Consider the following 22,557-nt stretch of genomic DNA (forward strand, 5'->3'; position numbering starts at 1 on the left):
GCAGACAGCACACAGAAACGCGACGAGTAACGAACCACCACCCGGAACGGCCCCCACGCACCCGGACGGCTCGTGACGACCCGCTCCACGAGCCGCCCGGACACCACCCCCCGTCCGGGCACCACCCTGTCCGGGCACCCCCTGTCTGAGCGGTTCCCGCTCACGCCGTCCAGGTCGCGATCGTGCTCCCCTCGCACGCGGGGGGCGGTCCACAGGAATACCCGGGGGGCCGTCGGTTAGCCGGTGGTGGCCGTCCACCGGCCGCGCCGCAGATGGATCGTCCCGCCCGGGGTGATCCGTACCGTGGCCCTGTAGACGGGCGGGCGGCCGTGCTGGAGCCGGTGGGTGTGGGCTGCGTCGATCACGTCCCGCAACAGGCGTGGGCTACCCTGCTGGGGGACGTGGAGACAACAAATCCGGGTGGCACCCGAAATGTCCGATCCTTCGAAAGTGCTCGAATTTCACGCTCACCGCCGACAACGCCGCAGGTCAGGCAGAGTGCTCCCCGCGCACGCGGGGATGGTCCCTGCGGCTGCGCGAGTCGGGGCGGGTCTCCCCTGTGCTCCCCGCGCACGCGGGGATGGTCCCGGCTACTCACCGACGAGCGCGAGCGCAGCGCCGTGCTCCCCGCGCACGCGGGGATGGTCCCACCTCATGGAAGAAGAAATCGTCGATTTCCTCGTGCTCCCCGCGCACGCGGGGATGGTCCCATGATCGGCGGCTACGCCCGTTTCCTGCTGAAGTGCTCCCCGCGCACGCGGGGATGGTCCCGTGCCCTCCTCGTGCGGGGCCAGGTCGCTGGAGTGCTCCCCGCGCACGCGGGGATGGTCCCCGCCGCACCTGGTGGCCACTCGGCTCCCTGCTGTGCTCCCCGCGCATGCGGGGATGGTCCGAGTAGGTCACCTACCGCGTATTCGATCGAGGATTTCGCGGTGCCGGGCGAGGACGGCGGCCAGGTGTTCGGGGGCCGACCGATGGAGGTACGGACTCCGGCCGCGTGCTGAGCGGGTGTGAGCGACCGATGGTGGGCGTGGCAGAACCCGATGACCTTCGTTCCACGGGTGGGCTGAAGGCGGCCAAGCCGGAACGGCCTGATGAGGGCGGGCAGGGTCTCTTGGCCATGGGGAAAGGGACCTTCGGCACTGCTTGCGGCGCCTGGTCGGGCCGTACGTTTGTGATCAAGAGTCTTGGCGTGAGGAGGTGCTGCCTCTAGCGAATCTTGATGATGGAACAGGGCCGCTTGTCCGGCCCTCTCGCCTGGGGGGCGAAGAGTTCTGCGCTGAACGGCGCCGCTGCCCTCGCCGTACGGTCTCCACAGGATGGGCCTCGGAGACGGCCGCGAGGGCTCGGCGCCGGATCGCCGTACCTGTGAGGCGCGGTGGTCATCGGGGGAATCTCGGACGTTCCGTCGGCGTGGCCGATGGGTCCCTGTGGAAGAAAGACGGCATGGCGCGTGGTCCCACCGGGGCGGGGCGCGGGGAAGCGTGCCGAAAAGCGGGGGTAAGGGGGGCCGTTCATGGACGGCGTTGTGGTGGAGACGCTGGAACCGCTCATCGCCGAGCTGCGGTCCCGTGGGTTCACCGTTGTCGGGCCGACGGTGCGGGACGGGGCCGTCCGGTTCGCCGAGATCTCCTCCGCCGCGCAGCTGCCCGCCGGGCGAGGGGACGAGCAGCGGCCCGGCTGTTACCGGCTGACCGAGCGGGACGACGATCTGGTGTTCGGTTTCGCCGCGAGCCCCGACTCGGCCAAGCGCTACACCCAGCCGCCCCGGCAGGCGCTGTCCCGGATGCGCGACGGAGCGGTGGAGGAGGCCAGCCAGGAGGCTCCCCGCGTCGCCCTGCTGGGGGTGCGTTCCTGCGACCTGGCCGCGATAGCCGTACAGGATCGGGTGTTCCTCGGCGGCAGGCACCCCGATCCGGCCTACCGCAGGCGGCGTGAGGCGCTGTTCCTCGTCGCGGTGAACTGCGCGGTGCCCGGTGGCACCTGTTTCTGCGTCTCCATGGGCACCGGGCCGAGGGCCGTCGCCGGGTTCGACCTGGCGCTCACCGAGCTGAGCGATCCGCACCGGTTCCTCGTCGAGTGGGGAAGCGAGCGGGGCGCGGAGGTCGTCGCGGGGCTCGTGCACCGACCGGCCACCGGCGACGACCTCGCGTCCGCCGAGGAGGTCTCCCGGATCGCCGCCGCCCGGATGGGCCGTGAGGTGGACACCGACGGCATCCAGGAGCGGCTGGCCGGGGCCCACGACTCGCCGCGCTGGGCCGAGGTGGCCTCCCGCTGCCTGGCCTGCACCAACTGCACGATGGTCTGCCCCACCTGCTTCTGCACCACGGTCGAGGACGCCACCGACCTCACCGGCGGCGCGGAACGGACGGAGGTGTGGGACTCCTGCTTCACGCTGGACTTCTCCGAGGTCGGCGGTTCCCCGGTGCGCGGCTCGGGCCCGGCCCGTTACCGGCAGTGGCTGACCCACAAGTTCTCCACCTGGTTCGACCAGTTCGGCGTGTCCGGCTGCGTGGGCTGCGGCAGGTGCATCACCTGGTGCCCGACCGGCATCGACGTCACCGAGGAGCTGTCGTGCATCCGATGACGCCTGTGCCCTACCGGGTGTGCTCGCGTCGCCCGGACCGGGCCGACACGGTGTCCCTGACGCTCAGGCCGGTTGAGGGTGTCTGCCCGCCGTTCCTGCCGGGCCAGTTCACGATGGTGTACGCGCCGGGGGTCGGGGAGATACCGATCTCGATCAGCGGCCGGGCCCGTTCCGGCGGATACGTGCAGACGATCCGGGCGGTGGGCGCGGTGAGCGGGGCGCTCTGCCGCAGGCGGCCCGGCGACGTCGTGGGGGTGCGCGGGCCGTACGGCACGGCGTGGGATGTGCCGGCGGCGAGGGGGTCGGACGTGGTCGTGGCGGCGGGCGGCCTGGGCCTGGCCGCGCTCCGGCCGGTCATCCGCGAGCTGGCCGCCCACATCTCCGGGTACGGACGGGTCAGTGTGATCGTCGGCACCCGGACGCCCGCGACCCTGATCTACCCCGGCGAGCTGGCCCGCTGGCGGGACCGGCACGGCATCGACGTCAAGATCACTGTTGATCATCCGGACCGCGCCTGGAAGGGGCCGGTGGGGCTGGTCACCAGGCTGATCGACCGGATCGTCTTCGAGCCTCGCCGTACCTTCGCCTTCGTCTGCGGTCCGGACGCCATGATGCGCGCGACCACGGCCGAGCTGGTACGGCGGGGCGTCCCGGCCGGGCGGATGGCGCTGTCGGTGGAGCGCAACATGAAGTGCGGTGTCGGCCGCTGCGGCCACTGCCAGCTCGGCCCGTTGTTCACCTGCCTCGACGGCCCGGTGCTGAACTACGAGCGGGCCGCCGGGCTGCTGGCCGTACGGGAGCTGTGATGACCGGGGGCCGGGCGCCTCGGCTGGCGGTGTGGAAGTTCGCCTCCTGTGACGGCTGCCAGCTCACCCTGCTGGACTGCGAGGACGAGCTGCTGTCGGTGGCGGCCAGGGTGGACATCGCCTACTTCCGGGAGGCCTCAAGCGCGGCCGGGCGCGGGCCGTACGATCTGTCGCTGGTCGAGGGGTCGATCACCACCCCGGACGACCTGCGGCGGATCCAGCACGTGCGCCGCGTGTCGAGGCGGCTGGTGACGATCGGCGCCTGCGCGACCGCGGGCGGCGTCCAGGCGCTGCGGGACTTCGCCGACGTGCGGGAGTTCGCCTCGATCGTCTACGCCAGGCCCGACTACATCGCCACCCTGGAACGTTCCACCCCGATCTCGGCCCACGTGCCGGTGGACTTCGAACTGCGCGGCTGTCCCATCGACAAGAGGCAGTTGCTGGAGGTCATCTCGGCCTTCCTCGCCGGGCGGCGCCCCTTCGTGCCCGCGCACAGTGTCTGCGTGGAGTGCAAGGCCCGGGACAACGTCTGCGTCATGGTGGCCCACGGCACCCCCTGCCTCGGCCCGGTCACCCAGGCCGGTTGCGGGGCGCTCTGCCCGGCGTTCAACCGGGGCTGCTACGGCTGCTTCGGCCCGATGGAGAGCCCCAACGTCCGGGCTCTCAACGCGCAGTTGCGGCTGCTCGGCATGAGCGACCCCGAGCTGGTGCGCGTTTACCGGACGTTCAACGCCACCGAGGAACCCTTCCGCCAGGCGTCCGAGGAGGCCGAAGAGGCCGGGGAGGCCGAGATGGACAAGGAGGCCGAGAGGTCCGGGAAGACCCTGGGCGCTGGGGAGGCCGGGGAAGTCGAGGAGGCTGAGGAGACCGTGGGCGCTGAGGAGACCGAGGGCCGAGGAGACCGTGGGGGGCCAGAGTGCCGAGGGGGCAGAGGTGACGCATAAGTCGATCAGGATCGGCGGCCTGGCCCGGGTGGAGGGCGAGGGCTCCCTGCTGGTGCGCGCCCGCGACGGCCGGGTCACCGACGTGGAGTTGAACATCTACGAGCCGCCCCGGTTCTTCGAGGCGCTGCTCCGCGGCAGGTCGTACACCGAGCCGCCCGACATCACCGCCCGCATCTGCGGTATCTGCCCGGTGGCCTACCAGATGAGCGCCTGCCAGGCCGTCGAGGCGGCCTGCGGGACGGAGGTGACCGGGCCGCTGCGGGACCTGCGGCTGCTGCTGTACTACGGCGAGTGGATCGAGTCGCACGCCCTGCACGTCTACCTGCTGCACGCCCCCGACTTCCTCGGCTATGAGAGCGGGGTGGCGATGGCGGCCGACCACCGCCCTCTCGTGGAGCGGGGGCTGGCGTTGAAGAAGGCCGGCAACGAGCTGGTGGCGACCCTCGGCGGCCGGGCGATCCACCCGGTCAACGTGCGGGTGGGCGGCTTTCACCGGGTCCCGGCCCCCGCCGAGCTCGCACCGGTCGCCGAACGGCTCCGCCGGGCCCGGGACGAGGCGCTGGCGACGGTGGGGTGGGTGGCGGGGTTCGACTTCCCCGACGTGGACCACGACTACCGGTTTCTCGCCCTGCGGCATCCGGCGGAGTACGCCATCCTGTCGGGTTCGATCGCGGTGAGCGACGGGGCCGGGTTCGCCGTGGCCGACTGGCCCGACCACGTCGTGGAGGAGCAGGTGCCGCACTCCACGGCGCTGCACGCCCGGCTCGACGGGTCCACCGGCTATCTGGTGGGCGCCCTGGCCCGTTACGCCCTGAACGGCCGGCAGCTCTCCCCGCTGGCCAGGTCGGCGGCCTCGGACGCCGGGCTCGGCCCGGTCTGCCGGAACCCGTTCCGCAGCATCGTGGTCCGGGCCGTGGAGATCCTGCACGCCTGTGACGAGGCGCTCCGGATCATCGAAGACTACACCGAGCCGGACGCGCCGGCCGTGCCGGTGGAACCCCGCCCCGGGGTCGGCCACGGCGTCTCGGAGGCCCCTCGCGGCACGCTCTACCACCGCTACCGGATCGACGGGGCGGGGCTGATCGTCGACGCCGACATCGTGCCGCCGACCTCGCAGAACCAGGCCCGTATCGAGATGGATCTGCGCCACCTCGTCGAGCCCCGCCTCGACCTGCCTCGGGAGGAGCTGGCGGCGCTGTGCGAGCGGGCGGTGCGCAACCACGATCCGTGCATCTCCTGCTCGGCCCATTTCCTCCACCTTCACCTGGACCGGTGACACCGGTCCCGCCTGCGGGAGGGTTCATGCGCGGCCGTGTCGTCATCGGGGTCGGCAACGAGATGCGGGGGGACGACTCCGCGGGGCTGGAGGTCGTCCGGCTGCTGCGCGGCGTGCTGCCCGAGGAGGTTCCCGTGCTGGAGAACGGGGGCGAACCGGCCGGGCTGGTCGAGGCGTGGACCGGCGCGGGCCTGGCGGTCGTGATCGACACGACGGTCTCCGGCACGCCCCCGGGCACGGTGCGCCGGTACACCGTCCTCGGCCGTCGCCCCTCGCCGGGGGACGTTCCGTGGACGGCTCCCGCCGCCGGGCACGGCAGCTCCCACGCCCTGGGCATCGCCGACGCGATCGCGCTCGGTCACGCGCTGGACCGGCTCCCCGGTGAGCTCGTGCTCTACACCGTCGAGGGCGCCGACTTCCGGCTCGGCGCCCCGGTGACGCCCGCCGTACGGCACGCCATCGGGGAGATCGCCACGACCGTGGCCGACCTTGTCCGCCCGTAGATCCGCGCGGGGACCCAGGCGGGGATCCGCGCGGATCTACGGGCGGGGATCCGCGCGGAGGTTCGGGCGGGGCGGCGTCTCGGTGGCGGAACGCCTCAGGGAGGGGGCGGGGGCGCCGCACGCCGTGTCATCGGGATCAGCATGACCGGGACGCCGGCGTCGGCCACGATCCTGCGGACGGTCCGCGCCCTCCCCCGGCCGATCCGCCGTGACCAGCCCAGCGTGATGAGATCCACGTATTCCTCGACCGCCACGTTCACCACCTGCTCCTCCACGACCCCGCTGCGCAGTTCCATCCGCACGCCGGGGTGCGCGCAGTGGCGGGCCAGGAACTCCTCCTCCCACGCCTGCCTGGCGTGTGCGGCCTGGTCCCAGCAGCGGGGAGTGGTCACCTGGTCGAAGACGTGCAGGACCACCAGGTCGACGCCGGTACGGGTGAACAGCCCGGCCGTCTCGGTGACGGCGGCGGCGGCCTCGGGGGAGCCGTCCAGCGGCAGGAGCACCCGTGAGATGACCTTGCGAGACGCCTCGGGCGTTCTCATCCGCGAGGGCAGCAGGATGACCGGTTTGGTGGATCGGCGCACGACACGCCAGGAGACGTCCCCGGGCAGGGTGCCGTCGGCGAGGACGCCGAGGATCGTGCCCGCCTGTTCGAGCTCGTGGAGCACCGCGGTCTCGACGTCCCGCCCTCCGGAGCCCACGGCGATACGCACCTCCCGGACGTCCGCGCGCAGGACCTCCGCCATCGCCCCGGCGACGGCGATCACACCCGAGGCTCCACCCGCGTCGTCGACGACGGCCAGCACATGTCGCATGTCCCCTCCCCTGCGTGTGTCGTCTCTCCCTCGTGGCGTTGTCCCTTCTCACCGTGGCGCCTCTCTCCCCTCTTCCCCCGCGTCATTCGCGCCGCCGCGGCAGGCGGGCGGGGCCGTCCAGGCGCCGCGCCTCTCCGGCGTCCAGCCTCAGCCACAGTTCTCCGTCGGTCTGGACGTCCACCGACTCGCGGGTGATGTCCAGCCGGACGCGACGGCCCAGGCAGCGGAACCGCAGGCCGAGGCTTCCCCATGCCGTGGGCAGTCTCGGGTCGAGGCGGAGGATCCCGTCGTCGCCCACCCTCGCGCCGGCGAAGCCGGTGAGCAGCGCCTGCCAGACGCCGCCGAGCGTGGCCATGTGCAGGCCGGTGGCGGTGGTCCCGGTCAGATCGTCGAGATCGAGGGCCAGTGCGACGCGGAGCAGGTCGAGCGCCTCGTCCGGACGTCCCGCCCGGCTCAGCAGGCAGGCCGTGATCGCCGGTGAGAGCGAGGAGCCGTGCGCGGTACGGGGGCCGTAGAAGTCGAGGTTTCTCTCCAGCGAGCCGGCCTCGACCTCCTCGGGCACCAGGTGGTGGAGCATGAGGACGTCGGGCTGTTTGATGATCTGCGTGGCGGCCAGCCGCTTCTGGCCGAGCAGCAGGTCCGCGGCGACCGGCGGGACGGCGACCTGCTCCATCGTCAGTGGTTCCAGCCGGAAGTAACCGGCGAACTGCTCATACAGGCCCGACGCGGGGTGGTAGCCGTCCACCAGGCGGTCCGCGAGCGCGCGCCACCGACGCCCCTCCGCGCAGTCGGGGCCGACCAGGTCGGCTGCCCGCCTCAGGTTCCACCGGGCCATCACATTGGTGAACGCGTTGTCCGTCACCGCCTCGTGATACTCGTCCGGCCCGATCACGTCGCCGAGGTGCGCCCCTCCCTCGTCGTCCACCTGGCAGCGCGACACCCAGTAGCGGGCGGTCTCGATCAGGAGGGGACGCGCCGGGCCGTCCAGGAATCCCCGGTCACCGCTCCACCGCGCGTAGTGGACGGCCGCCCAGGCGATGTCGGCGGTGATGTGCTCCTCCAGTTGCCCGGTGAGGATGGGGACGGCCTCACCGCCCAGATGCCCGGACCCGGGGGTCACGTCGTCGCCCGTGGCCGCGGACTCCCAGGGGAAGCGCGCGCCCGCGCAGTCCACGGCCGCCGCGCGGGCCCGCGCGGCGGCCAGCCGACGGAGCCGGTAGGCGACCATGGCCCGAGCCTCGGCGGGGTGCATGCTCGCCACGGCGGGCAGCACGAACACGTCGGCGTCCCAGAAGACGTGACCCGCGTAACCGCCGCCCGACAGTCCTCGCGCGCCGACGGCCACCTCGTCGCGGCGGTCGACGTTGTTCCAGAGCTGGAACAGCGCGAACCGGACGGCGAGCTGCGCGGCGGGGTCGTCGGGAATGGAGACGTTCACGTCCTCCCAGCGTGCGGCCCACGCCGCTCGCTGCTCGGCGAGCAACCGGTCGAACCCGGCCCGCTCGGCCGCCTCCAGCGCCGCGGCGGCGTCGCAGAGCACCGGCCGGCGGGCGGGGTCGGCCACGTAGGCGGCGATCCGCTCCAGGGTGCGCACTCCGTCGTCACGGCCCATCCGCTGCGCCGCCACCGCGGCCATCCCGGCGCGACCGGCGGCGACACGCGCCCAGCTGCGACCGTCGAGCCGGCCCTCGGTGACCTGCCCCTCCGGGGGAGGCCGCAGCGGCGATCCCGCGCGCAGCCGTCCGGCACCCGCCTCGGCGCGCATCGCCACCACCCCCGGACGGCTCACGCACGCCAGCCGCAGCATCCGCACGGGCGGGGTGTGGCCTGTCTCCTCCCGGGTCAGCACGCCGCTGCGCAGGTCGAGTGTGCGCAGATCCTCCTCGGGAGGCGGGTCAAGGAGGAGGCCGGTCCACCGGGGCCCCGGCAGCAGATGTTGCCCGGCCCCGGTGCCGGTGTAGATGCCCGCGGCGAGCACCAGCGGAACCGATCCCGGGGCGGGCTCCTCCACCGATCCTCGGGTGGCGAACCCTCCGGCGCCCAGGGTGAACAGCGCCTCGGTCACCCGGTGCCGTGCCGGGTCGCCGCCCGTCTCGCGGATGGTCCACGCCGGATCGTCGTCCACACCGGGGGTCCGCCGGTGCCGCCTGCGCCGTATCTGCCGGTCGAGCAGGCTCAGCAGCGTGGCCGGACCTCCCCCCAGGTGGAGCGCCTCGGGCGGCGAACCGCCGGGCTCCGGCCCGACCGACACAGCGGTCGCCCGCGCCACCTCCGGGATGAGGGGGATCGAACCGCCGGGTGCCCCCCGGCCGGGCGGACCGAAACGATCACCAATGATCAGAACCAGTCCGGCGCCGATGCCGCGCTCCGCCAGAGAGACGAGAACCGCCCGTACGGCCTCGGCTCCGTCGGCCGGTCCGCCCTCGATGGGCCCGTCGTCACCGCCGCGCACGCACAGCCAGAGACGGCCAGGGCCGTCCGGCCGGACACGCAGTTCCCCGTCGACCGTGTCACAGTCCCCGTCACCCATCACCACGACGTCCACTCCGGCGGCGCGGAGCATCGCCACCCGGCGGCGGATCGGTACGGCGGAGGCCCCTCCCGGCACCCCCGTGGCGTACCAGTCGAACATCACCGCCTCGAAGGTGCGGTCGTACGGCCGGCAGTGCGGATCGTCCATCGGCCCTCCCGTCGCACTCAGCTCACGGCCGGCGCACCGCCTTCCGGCCGGACGGGGCGTGGTTCCCGCGGACTCCCCGGCCGATGGGTGGACAGGTCCACTCGGGCACCTCCTCACTCGCCGTCACCGTGCGCGTCCGGTCAGTTCGAGCTCTGATCGGCCCCGGGAGGCAGGCGCAACGTCTCCCAGGACGAGGGGGACGTGCGCGGCGGGAATGTCGGCCGCACGGTTCCGGGGAGAGGGCGGTACAGCAGATGGGGGCGGGTGGGCGTGGAGTCGAAGCCGTTGAGCGTGGAGACGACGAGCGCGAAGGCACGCCAGAAGCCGCTGACCTCCATGAGCCAGAGCATCCGGTCGGACAGGCCGGCCAGCATCAGCGTGCCGTCCAGCGCGTGTACGTCCTCGCCGCAGCGTCGCAGTGTCCACAGGCCCGACGTGTCGCAGAAAGTGATCGCGGAGAGGTCGAGTGTCACCCCCGGCCCGCCGCAGAGGACGGCGGTGTTCACCAGGTCGCGGAGCGGCTTCTCCGTGGCGATGTCCAGTTCGCCCTGGATCGACAGCACGATGATGCCGTGGGGACGGATCCGCGTGATCGCACGGAGCGGATTCCAGGGGCGGGACAGTATCTCGCCCCTGCCTGCCGGGCGACCACTCCACCTGAGTTCATCCATCTCCGTCGGAACCTCCGGTGCCGAAAACAGGAAACAGCGGTTATGAAAATGCTCGCGAGCGCGTATTCCCGCCCGTAGGGCCGAAAGTCCCGAAGATGACGGCCAAGCGGACCTAGTACTGAGACGTCCGACCGGTGGAGACGATCGGCCGGCGGCGACGCCCGCCCGCCCGAATTGGACCTGGGACCGCCACACCGAGGGCTTAAGTCCCTGGTCAGAAGGGATGGTACGGGCACAGGTTGAGAGGGACAACGGAAAAAGAGGGGCGTGCTCGATCTCGGTATCGCGATCGTGCGGCAGCACGAGCGTGGGGTGGCGTTCCGGCACGGCGGGATCCATGTCGTCGGCGAGCCCGGGAACGCGCTTCATGATCCTATCGACGGTCCCGATCTGACAGCCCGGACGCCGGGGACTCGAACACACCCGGGGAGCCACCCATGGAGCAGAACCGGAACGGCACCGTGAAGATCAGCTGGCGCGGCGGCGACCGCTTTGACGTCCAGATCCGCCGGCACACACTCCGGATCGACCAGTCCAGGGATTTCGGCGGAGGCGACACCGGCCCCGACCCGGTCGAGCTGCTCGTCGGGAGCCTCGCGGCCTGCGTCGCCCATCGCGCCGAACGCTATCTCCACCGGTGTGAGCTGCCCGCCGGTGTCACCGTGACCGCCCACTACGACCTGGACGTACGGCCGGCGCGGGTCGGCCGGATCGAGCTGGTCGTCGAGGCCCCGGGGGTGCCCGAAGGGTTGCGAGACTCCTTCACCACGGTCATCGAGCACAGCGCCGTGCACAACTCCCTGCGACTGCCGCCGGAGATCATTTTTAGGATCCGCACCACGGAAGACGCCCCCACCACCGATCGGACTCCGCCGTACCCCCGGCGGGATCACCCGCGGGATCCGGCGAGTCCTCAGGGCGTCCACCCGGAGGAGACGCGGCCCGCCTGAGCAGCTCGACCACCTGCTCATCGGTGATCTGCGTGAAATCGGCGTACCAGGAGCCGATCGCGTAAAGATGATCGGGCATCTGCAGGCAGACCACCTCGTCGGCGACCTGGCGCAGATCCGCGATCGTGCCCGGCGTCCCCACCGGCACCGCGAGCACCACGCACGAGGCGCCGCGTTCCCGGACGACCTCACAGGCCGCGCGGGCCGTCCCTCCGGTGGCGACCCCGTCGTCCACCACGATCACCGTACGGCCCACCAGGCTCACCGCGTCCCGGTCGCCGCGGAAACGGCGCGCGCGGCGCAGGAGTTCAGCCCGTTCTCGCGTCTCCACGGCGGCCATCTCGTCCTCGGTGAGGCTCGCGAGCCGCACGATATCGCGATTGAGGACGCGTACTCCGTCCTCGCCGATGGCGCCGAACCCCACCTCCGGCTGGAACGGCACCCCGAGCTTGCGGACCACGATCACATCCAGCGGAACACCGAGGGCCCTGGACACCTCGAACGCCACCGGCACACCGCCCCTGGGCAGGCCCAGGATGACCGCGCTCTCAACGCCGGCGAGCCCATGCAGCCGTTCGGCCAGCTGCACACCCGCATCCTGACGATCTATGAACACTCCGCTCACCCCTCCCGGACGCTCATGGCGTCACCGCTCACCGGCGGGACGGCCAAGGCGGCTGGTGCTCGTACGGCTCACACGAGTCGTACGGCCCGGCATCGGAGGATCACTGCGACATCACCTTTGGTAATCGGCGACGGCAGGTCTCACCTACCAATATCAGCCAAAAGGCAGGTCGGCGGAAGGGCTGAAAGTCCCGATTCAGGACTCCTTATCCGGGCACCGATCGGTTGGAGCCCCGGTCAGCACGCATGCCGTACCCGCCCCCCGGAGATGTGGCCCTGTACGGACCAACGCCCCGAAGACAGGGGTCCTTGGCCCCTTTTCCGCGGGGTGAGCCGGACCGGAGGATCAAGGGCACCGACCCCGGAGCGCGTTCGGGGCCTCCGGGAGCCCTCCGGGGAACCCGGGGCGTTCGGTGAACGCCCCGGGTTCCCGCCCGCTCCGATACGTGTGCGTAACGAGATGAGATGGCAAGCGCACGGGAGATGCGACTTTTAGCCCTATCGACAACGCGAGCCGCCGACGCTCCACCGGTGGCTCGGAAACGTGCGAGGTGGCAACCATGACAAGGCCGATCGTCGTCGGCGTCGACGGGTCGACGCCCTCACTCCGGGCCGTGAGCTGGGCCGGTCAGGAAGCCGCGCTCCGCGACGTCCCACTCCGAATCGTGCACGCCGCGCTCCGGTGGGCGTACCACGTCCCCCTCGTCCCGCAGCCCGCCCATTGGGGGGCGGAGGCGGAGGCCGCGGCGCAGGACATGCTGCGCCAGGCGGTCATTCACGCCCGGGCCGGCAGGCCTCGGCTGGAGGTCACCACCGAGATCGTCGACGGTGGAGCGTCCGAGGCGCTCGTCACCGCCGCCGAGGAGGCGCAGCTGCTCGTCGTCGGAGACCGGGGCCGCGGCGGATTCGCCGAGCTGCTGCTGGGCTCGGTGAGCCGCTACGTCACCGCCCGCGCGTCCTGCCCGGTGGCCGTGGTCCGGCGCTCACACGACGACCACGGGGAGGTCGTCGTGGGGGTCACCGGGGAGCCCGACCAGGAGGCCGTCCTGGACCTCGCCTTCCGCGAGGCGGCGCTGCGACACGCCGCCCTGCGTGCCGTACACGCCTGGCGGCATCCCGCCACCCGAGCCCCCGGGGACATGCAGCCCCTCGTCTACGACGTCAAGGACGTCGGCGAGGAGGAGGCCCGCCTGCTCGCCGAAGCCCTCGCGGGATGGCGCGAGAAGTTTCCCGACGTCATGCTCATCCAGTCGGTCGTTCACGAGCATCCGGCGAAGGCCCTGATCGAGGCGTCGGCGGACGCCGACCTCGTCGTCATCGGCGCGCACAGCCGAACGCGATCCCCGCTCGGCCTGGGAGCCACGGCGCATGCCGTGCTGCACCACTCGTCCGCCCCCGTCATCGTCCTCGGGCACCCTCGCGTCCATCGATGGTGAGGGCCGGCTGACGAGGCGGGGCGTCAGTGGACGGGTTCGCCGGCGGGGGACTGATCGAACTGGGTCCGGTACAGCTCCTCGTAACGGCCGCCGACGGCCAGCAGGTCGCTGTGCGTGCCGCGCTCCACGATCCGCCCGTCCTCGATCACCAGGATGAGGTCGGCGGCGCGGACGGTGGAGAGCCGGTGCGCGATCACCACCGAGGTCCGCCCGGCGAGCGCCTCACCCAGGGCCTCCTGGACCGCCGCCTCCGAGGTGGAGTCCAGGTGCGCGGTGGCCTCGTCGAGGATGACCACCCGGGGGCGGGCCAGCAGGAGCCGGGCGATCGTCAGCCGCTGGCGCTCGCCGCCGGAGAGCCGATATCCACGCTCACCGACGACGGTGTCCAGCCCGTCGGGCAGCGCGGCGACCAGGTCGGCGAGCCGGGCGCGGCGCAGCACCTCCCACAGCTCGTCCTCCGACGCCTCAGGCCGCGCCAGCAGCAGGTTGGCGCGGACCGACTCGTGGAACAGATGGCCGTCCTGCGTCACCATGCCGAGCGTCTGGCGGATCGACTCGGCGGTCAGGTCCCGGACATCCGTACCGGACAGCCGCACGGCACCGCCGTCGACGTCGTAGAGCCGCGCCGCCAGCTGGGCGATCGTGGACTTTCCCGCGCCCGACGACCCCACCAGCGCCACCATCTGCCCCGGCTCGGCGCGGAAGGACACGTTGTGCAGCACCTCGACGCCGCCTCGGTTGTCGAGGGTCGTGACCTCCTCCAGTGAGGCGAGCGAGACCTTGTCGGCGGACGGGTAGCCGAAGCGCACCCCGTCGAACTCCACCGCCACCGGCCCCTCGGGCACCCGCCGGGCATCCGGCTTCTCGGCGATCAGCGGTTTCAGGTCCAGCACCTCGAAGACCCGCTCGAAGCTCACCAGTGCGCTCATCACCTCCACCCGCGCGCTGGCCAGGGCGGTCAGCGGCGCATAAAGGCGGGTGAGCAGCAGGGCCAGCGCGACGACGGCGCCCGGCTCCAGCTGCCCGCGCAGCGCGTAGAACCCGCCGAGACCGTAGACGACGGCCAGCGCGAGCGCGGAGACCAGGACGAGCGCGGTGATGAACACCGACTGCGACATCGCGGTGCGCACCCCGATGTCGCGCACCCGCCGGGCCCGGCCGACGAACTCGGCGGACTCGTCGGCGGGACGGCCGAAGAGCTTCACGAGTGTCGCCCCGGGCGCGGAGAACCGCTCGGTCATCTGCGTGGTCATGGCCGCGTTGTGGCTCGCCGACTCGCGTTCGAGCCGTGCCAGCCGGGTGCCCATCCGCCGCGCGGGCAGCACGAACACCGGTAGCAGCAGCAGCGCGAGCAGGGTGATCTGCCAGGAGGTCCCGAGCATCACGACGAGCGTGAGCACGAGCGTGACGAGGTTGCCGACCACGCCGGAGAGGGTGTCGCTGAACGCCCGCTGCGCGCCGATGACGTCGTTGTTCAGTCTGCTGACCAGCGCACCGGTGCGGGTGCGGGTGAAGAAGGCGATCGGCATGCGCTGCACGTGGTCGAAGACCGTGGCGCGCAGGTCGAGGATGAGCCCCTCACCGATGCTCGCCGACAGCCAGCGCGTCAGCAGCCCGAGCGCGGCCTCCACCACCGCGATGCCGGCGATGAGCGCCGCGAGCCTGATGACCAGGTCCACCGGCGCCCCCTGGACGATCGCGTTGACGACCCGCCCCGCGAGCACGGGGGTCGCGACCGCCAGCACCGCCATCACGACGCTGAGCAGCAGGAACCACACCAGCCACCGCCGGTGTGGCCGGGCGAACCCCGCGATGCGCCGCAACGTCGCCTTGGAGAACGGCCGCCGGTCGTCCTTGGCGTTCATCGCGTGGTGGAGCGACATCCACGCGGTCACTTCCATGTCCATCGGTTGTCTCCGGGGGGTCGGGCGGCCTCAGGGGTCTCTGGCCGGGTCCTTCGAACTGGTTTACGGGTGCCATGAACAATCTCATCGGCCACCGACAGAATCGGAGGGCGTCCCTCGCCGGGGCCGTACGGGGGCCACATGGGGGCCACACGGGGCCGTACAGGGTTCCCCCGGACGCCGATGACATCGCCGCCACTCTCGGATGGCGATATATCAGGACCTTAGGACCTCAATCTATGTTGAGGTCAACCTCACCCCCCGGACACCGCGCGGAAGGGCACGGCACGAGGACGAGGGCGGGGACGGGGCGACCCCGAGGTGGGAACGGGGCGCGCCGGGCGGACGTGAAATGCGTCACGCATTGGGCAAGAAAAGCGACATAAGGTATAAAAAAGGATAAAGACCCTTAGTGGGTGGGGCTCCCGTTCCGACGCACAGTCGGGTGACCGCAAAGAGCCGGCCCCGTACCGACCCGTACCGGCCTCACACCGGCCGGCCCTCACCCCGGGGCCACACATGCCTCCCCGCCCGCCGATCATGCCCGTCACACGTTCGCCATCCCACCGGAAAGTCGCCACATGAGTCAGGACAGCAGCAGCGCACACGTCGTCTTCGAGCTCGACCTCACCCTGGAGGAGACGCGGCGGCGCGCCGCGGTGATGGCGGCGCTGGAGCCGGGCTGGGATCCGCCCGCGATGATGCGCGCCGAGGAGGAGGCGTACGACCTTCTGTACTCCGGCCTCGACGAGCGGCAGCAGGAGGTCTACGACATGCTCGTCGCGGCCGAGGTGCTCCCGCGAAGGGGGCCCGGCCATGCTGCCGCTTGATCCGCAGGCCGACATGGGGCGCAGGGCCTGGGTGCCCTGCCCCGGATGCCGGGACGACAGGGAGTGCGGCGACTGCGGCGACGGCCGGAACTGCGGAGCGCACTGGCGCTATCTCATCGGCAACACCGGGAGCCTGCTCCACCTGCAGTGCCCCGGGTGCACCCATCTCTGGAACCACGAGACCGGCTTCGGCGCGGGCGGCCCGCGGCCGTTCTGACTCGGACAGGCCACGATCAGGCCGTCCGCCGGTGAAAGGCGCCGGTGGAGGCCGGGGTCCTCCCCGCCTGACGGGTCCGGCCGGAGGCGGTTAGAGCCAGCCCCGCTTCTTGAAGATCACGTAGAGGGCGGAGGAGACCACGAAGATGGCCGCGCTGGAGGTCCAGAAGCCGATCGGATGGCTGAAGCCGGGATAGGGCACGTTCTGACCGTAGAAGCCGGTGATCATCGTGGGTACCGCGATGATGGCCGCCCAGCTCGTGATCTTCTTCATGATGTCGTTGAGCTTGAAGCCCTGCTGGTTGATGTGGGCCTCCCTGACGTTGCCCACCAGTTCCCGCAGCGAGTCGGTCCACTCGGCGGTGCGCAGCGTGTGATCGTAGATGTCCTGGTAGTAGGGGGTCAGCGCGGGGTCCAGCATCTCCACGCTCCTGCGGAGCAGGCTGCCCACGATCTCGCGCATCGGCACCGCCAGCCGCCGGAACCGCACCAGCTTCTTGCGCATCTCGAAGGTCTGGCGCTGGATGTACGCCCGGTCGCCCGGCCTGTCGTCGAAGAGGTCGTCCTCCAACGCCTCGACCCGGTCGTCCATCGCCTGCAGCACGTCGAAGTATCCGTCCACCACGTAGTCGAGCAGGCCGTGCAGCAGGTACGGCACGCCGTACCTGGCCATCTCGGTGTTGGCGTCCCAGCGCCTGATCACCTCGCCGATGTCGAACTCGGAACTCTCCCTGACGGTGACCAGGGCGTTCTTGGTGACGAAGATCGATATCTCGATGAGGTCGAGATGCCTGTCCGCCAGCTTCGCGCCGTAGACGGTGAGAAACAGGTGGCTGTCGTAGGTGTCCAGCTTGGGACGCTGACGGCTGTGGAGCGCGTCCTCGACGGCCAGCTCGTGCAGGCCGAGCTCCTCGCTGATCTTCGCCAGATCCGCGGGGGTGGGTGAGCACAGGTCGAACCACACCACGGCGGACGGGTCGCCGACGTGATCGGAGACCTCGTCGATGGGGAAACCCTCGGCCTTCAGGACACCGTTGCGATAAAGACGGGTGCGGTCCATATCGGTCAAGGTTAGCCGCGAGTTCGGCCGGCAAACCCTCTGCTCGCGGGGTCTCGTACATGCTCCGGGTGAAATGCGATGAACCGCGGTTTTCCCTGCGCCACCGAGGGCTTTTCTCCGCGCCGGCGGTGACTACTCCCCGGCGCCGTCGGCGGCTTTCCCCCGGAGCCGTCGACGGCTTTTCCCGGCGCCGTCAGGTGTCCGGTGCATAATTCCGCCGCCACGGGGCAGCAGCGGACATCACAGCAGACGCAGCCTGAGGTGATGTCAGATGATAGTGCTGGGACTTCTCTTGATCGTGCTCGCGGGTGCGGCGGTGGTCGCGGTCTCCTGGGACGAGGCCGCGACGGCGACCACCACCGCGTCGTTCACGGTCTTCGACCGCACACTCCAGCTCTCCCAGCTGGAGTTCTTCTTCGCCGGCGCCGTCACGGGAGCGGTGTTCCTGTTCGGTGTCGCGCTCATGTTCAGCGGGACGCGCCGCTCCGCCGTACAGCGGCGCAGGCTTCGCGCCTCCCGGTTGGAGGCGCGTGACCGCGTCACCCGCCTGGAGAGGGAGAAGCAGGAGCTGGAACGCCGGCTGGAGGAGACTCCGGCGACCCCGGCTCCCGCGCCCTCCTCGACTCCCACACCGCCCGTCGCGTCTTCGAGGCCCGTGGTCGACCGGGATCGGGACGGCGTCGACGACCGGGACGAGAGCACCGCTCCCCACCCGCGGGCCGACGTCCCCCACCAGTCCGCCGCCGACCAGCTCGTCGCCGGTCGTCGCGGGCGCCCGGCGACCGGACGGTAACGGGCCCGGCCGGTCTTCCCGCTTCTCCGCCGATCATCGCCGCCCGGGCCTGCACTCCGGCTCGGGCGGCATCTCGGGGACGGCGTCCGAGGCACCGCTCCCCGCTGTTCACGATGCCCCCAAAAAACCGTAAAAACATGTAAAAGTAATATTCCCCTCATGTCGCCACAGGCGAAAGCCGTAATCTTCTGGGCCACGGGCGTACTCGCCTATGTCGTCGCCGTCTTCCACCGGCAGTCCCTCGGCGTCGCCGGCATCGAGGCCGCGGCGAGATTAGACGTCGGCGCGGCCGGGCTCTCCACCCTGGCGATGCTGCAACTGCTGGTCTACGCGATCATGCAGGTACCGGTCGGAGTGCTGGTCGACCGGCTCGGATCCAAGTGGATGCTGGTCATCGGGGCGGCCGTGATGGCCGGTGGCCAGCTCGTCTTCGCGCTGGCCGACGGCCTCATGCCCGGGATCGCGGGGCGGGCGCTGATCGGCTGCGGTGACGCGATGACGTTCATCAGCGTGATCCGGCTGGTGAACATCCACTTCCCGGCCCACCGCAACCCGCTGATGGTCCAGCTCACCGGCCTGATCGGACAGCTCGGCGCGATCGCCTCCGCGGTGCCGCTGATCCACTCCCTGCACACCTACGGCTGGACCCCCACCTTCATGGGCGCCGCCGTGGTGGGAGTGGTGTCGGTTCTCCTGCTGCTCACGGTGGTGCGCGACTCCCGCCCCGAACGGGCGGGGCGGCAGCCCGGCCTGAGAGCCGCCTGGGCCGAACCCGGCACCCGGCTGGGCATGTGGACCCACGCGGCCACCCAGTCATCGGCCGCGGCGTTCCTGATGCTGTGGGGCTATCCGTTCCTGGTCCAGGGACAGGGCCTGACCCCCGCCACGGCGGGCGTGCTGCTGTCCACGCTGACCCTGTGCGGCATGGCCTGCGGGCCGCTGCTCGGCTACCTCGCCGGGAGGTTTCCCCTCCACCGCTCCCGGCTGGTGTTCACCGTGATCGGCACCAGCGCCGGAACCTGGACCGCGGTGCTGCTCTGGCCGGGCCGGGCGCCGCTCTGGCTGCTCGTCCTGCTCGTGGTGGTGCTCGCGGCCAACGGCCCGGGATCGTTGATCGGCTTCGACTACGCCAGGACCTTCAACCCGGCGGCCCGGATCGGCGCGGCCGTCGGCATCGTGAACGGCGGCGGGTTCATCGCGTCGATGACGCTGATAGCCCTGATCGGCGTCATCCTGGACCTCAGGGGACAGACCACCCTGGACGACTTCCGCTGGGCGTTCGCCGCCCAGTACCCGCTCTGGGCGCTGGGCGCGGCACAGGTGCTCCGCTACCGGGGCAGGACACGGCGCCTGGTGCTCGTAAGACAGCGCCGGTGACCCGGGGCCCTCACCACCCGATCCGGGTGAACGGCTCGGCGAAGTGGGCGGTGGCGATCGTGCCCCGTTCGGACCTGACCCGTTCGAGCAGCTCCGCCCGGGTGACGGCGGCCAGCTCGGGGTCGTCGTCATAGAGGTAGGGGACCCCCGGATCCGCCAGCTGTAGCGGGTGCAGCACCACATCGCCGGTCAGCACCAGATTTCCCACCTGAACGACCTGGTGACCCGGGGTGTGCCCCGGGGTGTGGAGGATCCGGATGCCGGGGAACACCTCCGCGTGGCCGTCCAGCGCCTGGACCCGCTCGCCCAGCGGCCGGACGACGTGGTCGAGGACGCCCTCGTCCGCCAGGTCGATCTCGGCCCGCTGGAGCAGGTGCCGGGCGTTGGGGAAGGCGGGCACCCCGTCGACCACCGCCCCGCTCGCGTGGTCGCTGTGCAGATGGGTGATGACCACCGCGTCCACCTCCTCCGGGGCCGTCCCCACCCTGGCGAGCTCGGCGCCGAGCGCCCCGGGGACCGGTGCCCAGCTCGACGCGGGCGAGCCCTCCTGGCCGACGCCGGTGTCGACCAGCACGGTCCGGCCCGACGTGTCCCGCAGTAGATAGCAGTGGAAGTGCAGCACCCAGTCGTCGGACTCCCCGTGGCAGCCACCGGGGAACATCTCGGGCAGCGGACGTCGGATCGACTCCCCCATCGGCCCCACGGCGTCGCAGAGCGGGAGAACCTCGACCCCCGCCACGGTCATCGGCTGATGAGACATCCGGTCTCCTGTTCGAAACGGATCGACGGTGCTACCTTGATATCGGGCGTGACGCACCGTCGGCTAGGCCGCGTGCGATGATCCGCCCCCCTTTTCCCCGGCCACCGCCTCTTTTCGACCTGCGGTGCGCCTTTTCCCCTTGTGAAAGGTCACCCATGACCCCCCAGTCTCAGGCAACGATGAAACCTCCCCGTCCCCGCGAGAGCGACGCCCCCGTCGAGATCGTGTCCGGCCTGCTCGACGTCCGCGACAGGAACGGGCACATCAGGACGCACGGCTACCTGGCCGGTCCGGGCGACGTGCGCGTGCCCCACGCCCAGATCAGACAGTACGGCCTGCGCCCCGGCGACCACGTCGTCGCGGCTGCGCGCAGGCCGTACGAGCGGCTGACGGAGGTGCGGAGCGTCAACGGCACGACGGCCTGGCGCGACAGGCCCGACTTCGCGGACATGACACCGATCCACCCCCGCGACCGGCTCCGTCTGGAGACCGAGTCGATGACCACCCGGGTCGTCGACCTGTTCGCGCCGATCGGCAAGGGCCAGCGCGGCCTGATCGTCGCGCCGCCCAAGGCCGGCAAGACGATGGTCCTGCAGGACATGGCCGCCGCGATCACCCGCAACCACCCGGACTGCCACCTGATGGTGGTCCTCGTCGGCGAGCGGCCCGAGGAGGTCACCGAGATGCGCGAGTCCATCCGGGGCGAGGTCGCCGCGTCGACGTTCGACCGTCCCGACCGGGACCACACCGCCGTGGCCGAACTCGCGGTCGAACGCGCCAAGCGGCTCGCCGAGGCCGGCCGCGACGTCGTCGTGCTGCTGGACTCGCTGACCCGCCTGGGCCGCGCCTACAACAACCTCGCCCCCGGTGGGGGCCGTACCCTGGCCGGTGGTCTCGACGCCGCGGCCCTGCTCCCCCCGCGCCGTTTCTTCGGCGCGGCCCGCAACCTGCGTGACGGCGGCTCGCTGACCATTCTCGCCACCGCCCTGGTGGAGACCGGCTCCCGGATGGACGACACCCTCTTCGAGGAGTTCAAGGGGACCGGCAACATGGAGTTGCGTCTCAGCCGAGCCCTCGCCGACAAGCGTCTCTACCCGGCGGTGGACCTCGACGCGTCGGGCACCCGCCGGGAGGAGATCCTTCTCGACCCGCACGAGCGGGAGCTGACCTGGCGCCTGCGCCGCACCCTGGGCGGCCTGGAGAGGCAGCAGGCCCTCGAACTCCTCACCGACCGGCTCAGGGAGACCCCCTCCAACGCCGCCTTCCTCCGGCAGATCCAGTCGGCCGCCTGACCGCTCCGGCGCCGGCCCCGTCCCGCCGCCGGACCGGCCGGGTCCGGGACACGGGATGATGAGGGGATGCTGGCCGACGTCGTCGAACACCTCATCTGCCCGGTCTGCGCGGGCGGCCTGGACCGTGGCGAGCGGGTTCTGCGCTGCCGCGGGGGGCACACCTTCGACATCGCCAGGCAGGGGTACGTCAGCCTCTTGGTCGGTTCGCGGGTGCCCGGAACGGCCGACAGCGCGGCCATGGTCGCGGCCAGGGAGGCGTTTCTCGGAGCGGGACATTTCGGTCCGCTCGCGGAGGCGGTCGCCGGGGCGTGCCGTACCGGGGTGGAGGTGGCGTGCCCTGCCGGGGCGGCGGTGGTCGCGGACGCGGGCGCGGGGACGGGGTACTACCTCGCCGGGGCGCTCGACCGGCTGCCCGGCGCCGTGGGGATCGCGCTGGATGTGTCCAAGCACGCGATCAGGCGGGCCGCGCGGGCGCATCCCCGGCTGGGAGCCGTGGTGGCCGACGTGTGGCGCCCGCTTCCCGTCGGGAGCGACTCGGTGGACGTGCTCCTCAACGTGTTCGCCCCCAGGAACGGGGCGGAGTTCGCCCGGGTGCTCCGGGGCGACGGCACGCTGATCGTGGTCACGCCGACGTCACGGCACCTCGCCCCGCTGGTGGAGCGGCTGGGCCTGCTCTCGGTGGACGAGTCGAAGGAGCGGCGGGTGGCGGAGAGCCTGGGCGGCCACTTTCTCGAAACCGGGCGCGGTCTTCACGAGTTCGGCATGACGCTGGAACGCGGGGCGGTGGCGGCCGTCGTGGGGATGGGACCGAGCGCCTGGCACACCGATCCGGGAGCTATGCGAACAAAAATCATGGAACTACCTGAAACCAGTGAAGTGGCCGCTTCTTTCCGCCTGTCTACATTTCGGCCTCGGCCCTGATCAAGCGACCCACTTGACAGATACCCTAGAGGCGCGTGTTACTGGAGTGACTTTTAGCCCGAAAATCCCACACATTAGCGCAGCAAATCGGTGGTGGAAGCGACATACTGGA

20 protein-coding genes, 1 pseudogene and 1 CRISPR repeat array are annotated in these 22,557 nt (G+C 71.3%); of the genes and pseudogenes, 13 read left to right on the forward strand and 8 right to left on the reverse strand.

Annotated elements, in window-relative coordinates; translation table 11 throughout:
• Positions 1-236: 236 nt before the first annotated feature.
• Complete coding sequence (locus tag ACWEF2_RS26220; RefSeq protein ID WP_453818995.1) at positions 237-365, reverse strand: hypothetical protein; 129 nt, start codon at positions 363-365, stop codon at positions 237-239.
• A gap of 133 nt (positions 366-498) precedes the next feature.
• A CRISPR array of direct repeats spans positions 499-893; the repeat unit is 29 nt; unit sequence GTGCTCCCCGCGCACGCGGGGATGGTCCC.
• Positions 894-1,516: 623 nt separating this feature from the next.
• Between ACWEF2_RS26220 and ACWEF2_RS26225 the strand changes: the two genes are divergently transcribed.
• From ACWEF2_RS26225 to ACWEF2_RS26245, 5 genes are read left to right on the forward strand one after another with little or no spacing between them, the layout of a single operon-like run.
• Entirely contained in the window at positions 1,517-2,587 is a 1,071-nt protein-coding gene (locus tag ACWEF2_RS26225) for a 4Fe-4S dicluster domain-containing protein (RefSeq protein ID WP_453818996.1), read from the forward strand.
• A complete protein-coding gene (locus ACWEF2_RS26230; RefSeq protein WP_453819053.1) occupies positions 2,584-3,393 on the forward strand; it encodes an FAD/NAD(P)-binding protein in 810 nt (269 codons plus the stop codon). Before ACWEF2_RS26225 ends, ACWEF2_RS26230 begins: the two co-directional genes overlap by 4 nt.
• Positions 3,393-4,337: an NADH-quinone oxidoreductase subunit B family protein gene (locus ACWEF2_RS26235; RefSeq protein WP_453818997.1), complete on the forward strand. Its 945-nt coding sequence runs from the start codon at positions 3,393-3,395 to the stop codon at positions 4,335-4,337. The genes ACWEF2_RS26230 and ACWEF2_RS26235 overlap by 1 nt, the downstream gene beginning before the upstream one ends.
• Positions 4,327-5,613 (forward strand): Ni/Fe hydrogenase subunit alpha, encoded by a 1,287-nt coding sequence (locus tag ACWEF2_RS26240; protein WP_453818998.1) that lies wholly within the window; start codon positions 4,327-4,329, stop codon positions 5,611-5,613. The genes ACWEF2_RS26235 and ACWEF2_RS26240 overlap by 11 nt, the downstream gene beginning before the upstream one ends.
• A gap of 26 nt (positions 5,614-5,639) precedes the next feature.
• Complete coding sequence (locus tag ACWEF2_RS26245; protein ID WP_453818999.1) at positions 5,640-6,116, forward strand: hydrogenase maturation protease; 477 nt, start codon at positions 5,640-5,642, stop codon at positions 6,114-6,116.
• Positions 6,117-6,211: 95 nt separating this feature from the next.
• On the opposite strand, the gene ACWEF2_RS26250 is transcribed toward ACWEF2_RS26245, so the two are convergent.
• From ACWEF2_RS26250 to ACWEF2_RS26260, 3 genes are all read right to left on the reverse strand, one after another.
• Positions 6,212-6,931: a universal stress protein gene (locus tag ACWEF2_RS26250; protein ID WP_453819000.1), complete on the reverse strand. Its 720-nt coding sequence runs from the start codon at positions 6,929-6,931 to the stop codon at positions 6,212-6,214.
• Positions 6,932-7,013: 82 nt separating this feature from the next.
• Positions 7,014-9,611: a glycosyl hydrolase family 65 protein gene (locus ACWEF2_RS26255; protein WP_453819001.1), complete on the reverse strand. Its 2,598-nt coding sequence runs from the start codon at positions 9,609-9,611 to the stop codon at positions 7,014-7,016.
• Positions 9,612-9,751: 140 nt separating this feature from the next.
• Positions 9,752-10,282 (reverse strand): STAS domain-containing protein, encoded by a 531-nt coding sequence (locus ACWEF2_RS26260; RefSeq protein ID WP_453819002.1) that lies wholly within the window; start codon positions 10,280-10,282, stop codon positions 9,752-9,754.
• Between the two features lie 437 nt (positions 10,283-10,719).
• Between ACWEF2_RS26260 and ACWEF2_RS26265 the strand changes: the two are divergent.
• A pseudogene (locus tag ACWEF2_RS26265) lies at positions 10,720-11,091 on the forward strand (OsmC family protein); the annotation flags it as partial.
• 16 nt (positions 11,092-11,107) lie between these two features.
• Here the strand turns inward: ACWEF2_RS26265 and ACWEF2_RS26270 are convergent.
• The gene (locus ACWEF2_RS26270; protein WP_453819003.1) at positions 11,108-11,821 is read right to left on the reverse strand and encodes a phosphoribosyltransferase; all 714 of its coding nucleotides are present in this window, start codon (positions 11,819-11,821) and stop codon (positions 11,108-11,110) included.
• Positions 11,822-12,416: 595 nt separating this feature from the next.
• Between ACWEF2_RS26270 and ACWEF2_RS26275 the strand changes: the two genes are divergently transcribed.
• Positions 12,417-13,292, forward strand: coding sequence for a universal stress protein (locus tag ACWEF2_RS26275; protein ID WP_453819004.1), 876 nt, complete (start codon positions 12,417-12,419; stop codon positions 13,290-13,292).
• Between the two features lie 23 nt (positions 13,293-13,315).
• On the opposite strand, the gene ACWEF2_RS26280 is transcribed toward ACWEF2_RS26275, so the two are convergent.
• Positions 13,316-15,199, reverse strand: a complete 1,884-nt coding sequence (locus tag ACWEF2_RS26280) for an ABC transporter ATP-binding protein (RefSeq protein ID WP_453819005.1) — start codon at positions 15,197-15,199, stop codon at positions 13,316-13,318.
• Between the two features lie 578 nt (positions 15,200-15,777).
• On the opposite strand from ACWEF2_RS26280, the gene ACWEF2_RS26285 reads away from it, so the two are divergent.
• Together ACWEF2_RS26285 and ACWEF2_RS26290 are read left to right on the forward strand one after the other, a co-directional pair.
• Positions 15,778-16,026 (forward strand): DUF6400 family protein, encoded by a 249-nt coding sequence (locus tag ACWEF2_RS26285; RefSeq protein WP_453819006.1) that lies wholly within the window; start codon positions 15,778-15,780, stop codon positions 16,024-16,026.
• Positions 16,013-16,243, forward strand: coding sequence for a hypothetical protein (locus ACWEF2_RS26290; protein WP_355599558.1), 231 nt, complete (start codon positions 16,013-16,015; stop codon positions 16,241-16,243). Before ACWEF2_RS26285 ends, ACWEF2_RS26290 begins: the two co-directional genes overlap by 14 nt.
• 90 nt (positions 16,244-16,333) lie before the next feature.
• On the opposite strand, the gene ACWEF2_RS26295 is transcribed toward ACWEF2_RS26290, so the two are convergent.
• On the reverse strand, positions 16,334-17,302 hold the full coding sequence (locus tag ACWEF2_RS26295) for a magnesium transporter CorA family protein (protein ID WP_453819007.1): 969 nt from the start codon (positions 17,300-17,302) through the stop codon (positions 16,334-16,336).
• A 271-nt stretch (positions 17,303-17,573) separates the two neighbouring features.
• Between ACWEF2_RS26295 and ACWEF2_RS26300 the strand changes: the two genes are divergently transcribed.
• Positions 17,574-18,095 carry a hypothetical protein gene (locus ACWEF2_RS26300; RefSeq protein WP_453819008.1) on the forward strand — a complete coding sequence of 174 codons (522 nt, stop codon included), beginning with the start codon at positions 17,574-17,576 and terminating at the stop codon, positions 18,093-18,095.
• 159 nt (positions 18,096-18,254) lie between these two features.
• Positions 18,255-19,472: an MFS transporter gene (locus tag ACWEF2_RS26305; protein ID WP_453819009.1), complete on the forward strand. Its 1,218-nt coding sequence runs from the start codon at positions 18,255-18,257 to the stop codon at positions 19,470-19,472.
• A gap of 10 nt (positions 19,473-19,482) precedes the next feature.
• On the opposite strand, the gene ACWEF2_RS26310 is transcribed toward ACWEF2_RS26305, so the two are convergent.
• Positions 19,483-20,232, reverse strand: coding sequence for an MBL fold metallo-hydrolase (locus tag ACWEF2_RS26310; protein ID WP_453819010.1), 750 nt, complete (start codon positions 20,230-20,232; stop codon positions 19,483-19,485).
• 155 nt (positions 20,233-20,387) lie between these two features.
• Between ACWEF2_RS26310 and rho the strand changes: the two genes are divergently transcribed.
• Complete coding sequence (gene rho, locus ACWEF2_RS26315) at positions 20,388-21,524, forward strand: transcription termination factor Rho (protein WP_453819011.1); 1,137 nt, start codon at positions 20,388-20,390, stop codon at positions 21,522-21,524.
• Positions 21,525-21,590: 66 nt separating this feature from the next.
• Complete coding sequence (locus ACWEF2_RS26320) at positions 21,591-22,445, forward strand: putative RNA methyltransferase (protein ID WP_453819012.1); 855 nt, start codon at positions 21,591-21,593, stop codon at positions 22,443-22,445.
• Positions 22,446-22,557 lie beyond the last annotated feature (112 nt).

This window comes from Streptosporangium sp. NPDC004631 (assembly GCF_053601935.1).

What these genes read in the sequence shown, in the direction of transcription:
- ACWEF2_RS26225 (WP_453818996.1), top strand. Translation starts at nt 1,517, where the DNA reads ATGGACGGCGTTGTGGTGGAGACGCTGGAACCGCTCATCGCCGAGCTG.
- ACWEF2_RS26230 (WP_453819053.1), top strand. Translation starts at nt 2,584, where the DNA reads ATGACGCCTGTGCCCTACCGGGTGTGCTCGCGTCGCCCGGACCGGGCC.
- ACWEF2_RS26235 (WP_453818997.1), top strand. Translation starts at nt 3,393, where the DNA reads ATGACCGGGGGCCGGGCGCCTCGGCTGGCGGTGTGGAAGTTCGCCTCC.
- ACWEF2_RS26245 (WP_453818999.1), top strand. Translation starts at nt 5,640, where the DNA reads ATGCGCGGCCGTGTCGTCATCGGGGTCGGCAACGAGATGCGGGGGGAC.
- ACWEF2_RS26250 (WP_453819000.1), bottom strand. Translation starts at nt 6,931, where the DNA reads ATGCGACATGTGCTGGCCGTCGTCGACGACGCGGGTGGAGCCTCGGGT.
- ACWEF2_RS26255 (WP_453819001.1), bottom strand. Translation starts at nt 9,611, where the DNA reads ATGGACGATCCGCACTGCCGGCCGTACGACCGCACCTTCGAGGCGGTG.
- ACWEF2_RS26260 (WP_453819002.1), bottom strand. Translation starts at nt 10,282, where the DNA reads ATGGATGAACTCAGGTGGAGTGGTCGCCCGGCAGGCAGGGGCGAGATA.
- ACWEF2_RS26275 (WP_453819004.1), top strand. Translation starts at nt 12,417, where the DNA reads ATGACAAGGCCGATCGTCGTCGGCGTCGACGGGTCGACGCCCTCACTC.
- ACWEF2_RS26280 (WP_453819005.1), bottom strand. Translation starts at nt 15,199, where the DNA reads ATGGACATGGAAGTGACCGCGTGGATGTCGCTCCACCACGCGATGAAC.
- ACWEF2_RS26285 (WP_453819006.1), top strand. Translation starts at nt 15,778, where the DNA reads ATGAGTCAGGACAGCAGCAGCGCACACGTCGTCTTCGAGCTCGACCTC.
- ACWEF2_RS26290 (WP_355599558.1), top strand. Translation starts at nt 16,013, where the DNA reads ATGCTGCCGCTTGATCCGCAGGCCGACATGGGGCGCAGGGCCTGGGTG.
- ACWEF2_RS26295 (WP_453819007.1), bottom strand. Translation starts at nt 17,302, where the DNA reads ATGGACCGCACCCGTCTTTATCGCAACGGTGTCCTGAAGGCCGAGGGT.
- ACWEF2_RS26300 (WP_453819008.1), top strand. Translation starts at nt 17,574, where the DNA reads ATGATAGTGCTGGGACTTCTCTTGATCGTGCTCGCGGGTGCGGCGGTG.
- ACWEF2_RS26305 (WP_453819009.1), top strand. Translation starts at nt 18,255, where the DNA reads ATGTCGCCACAGGCGAAAGCCGTAATCTTCTGGGCCACGGGCGTACTC.
- ACWEF2_RS26310 (WP_453819010.1), bottom strand. Translation starts at nt 20,232, where the DNA reads ATGTCTCATCAGCCGATGACCGTGGCGGGGGTCGAGGTTCTCCCGCTC.
- rho (WP_453819011.1), top strand. Translation starts at nt 20,388, where the DNA reads ATGACCCCCCAGTCTCAGGCAACGATGAAACCTCCCCGTCCCCGCGAG.
- ACWEF2_RS26320 (WP_453819012.1), top strand. Translation starts at nt 21,591, where the DNA reads ATGCTGGCCGACGTCGTCGAACACCTCATCTGCCCGGTCTGCGCGGGC.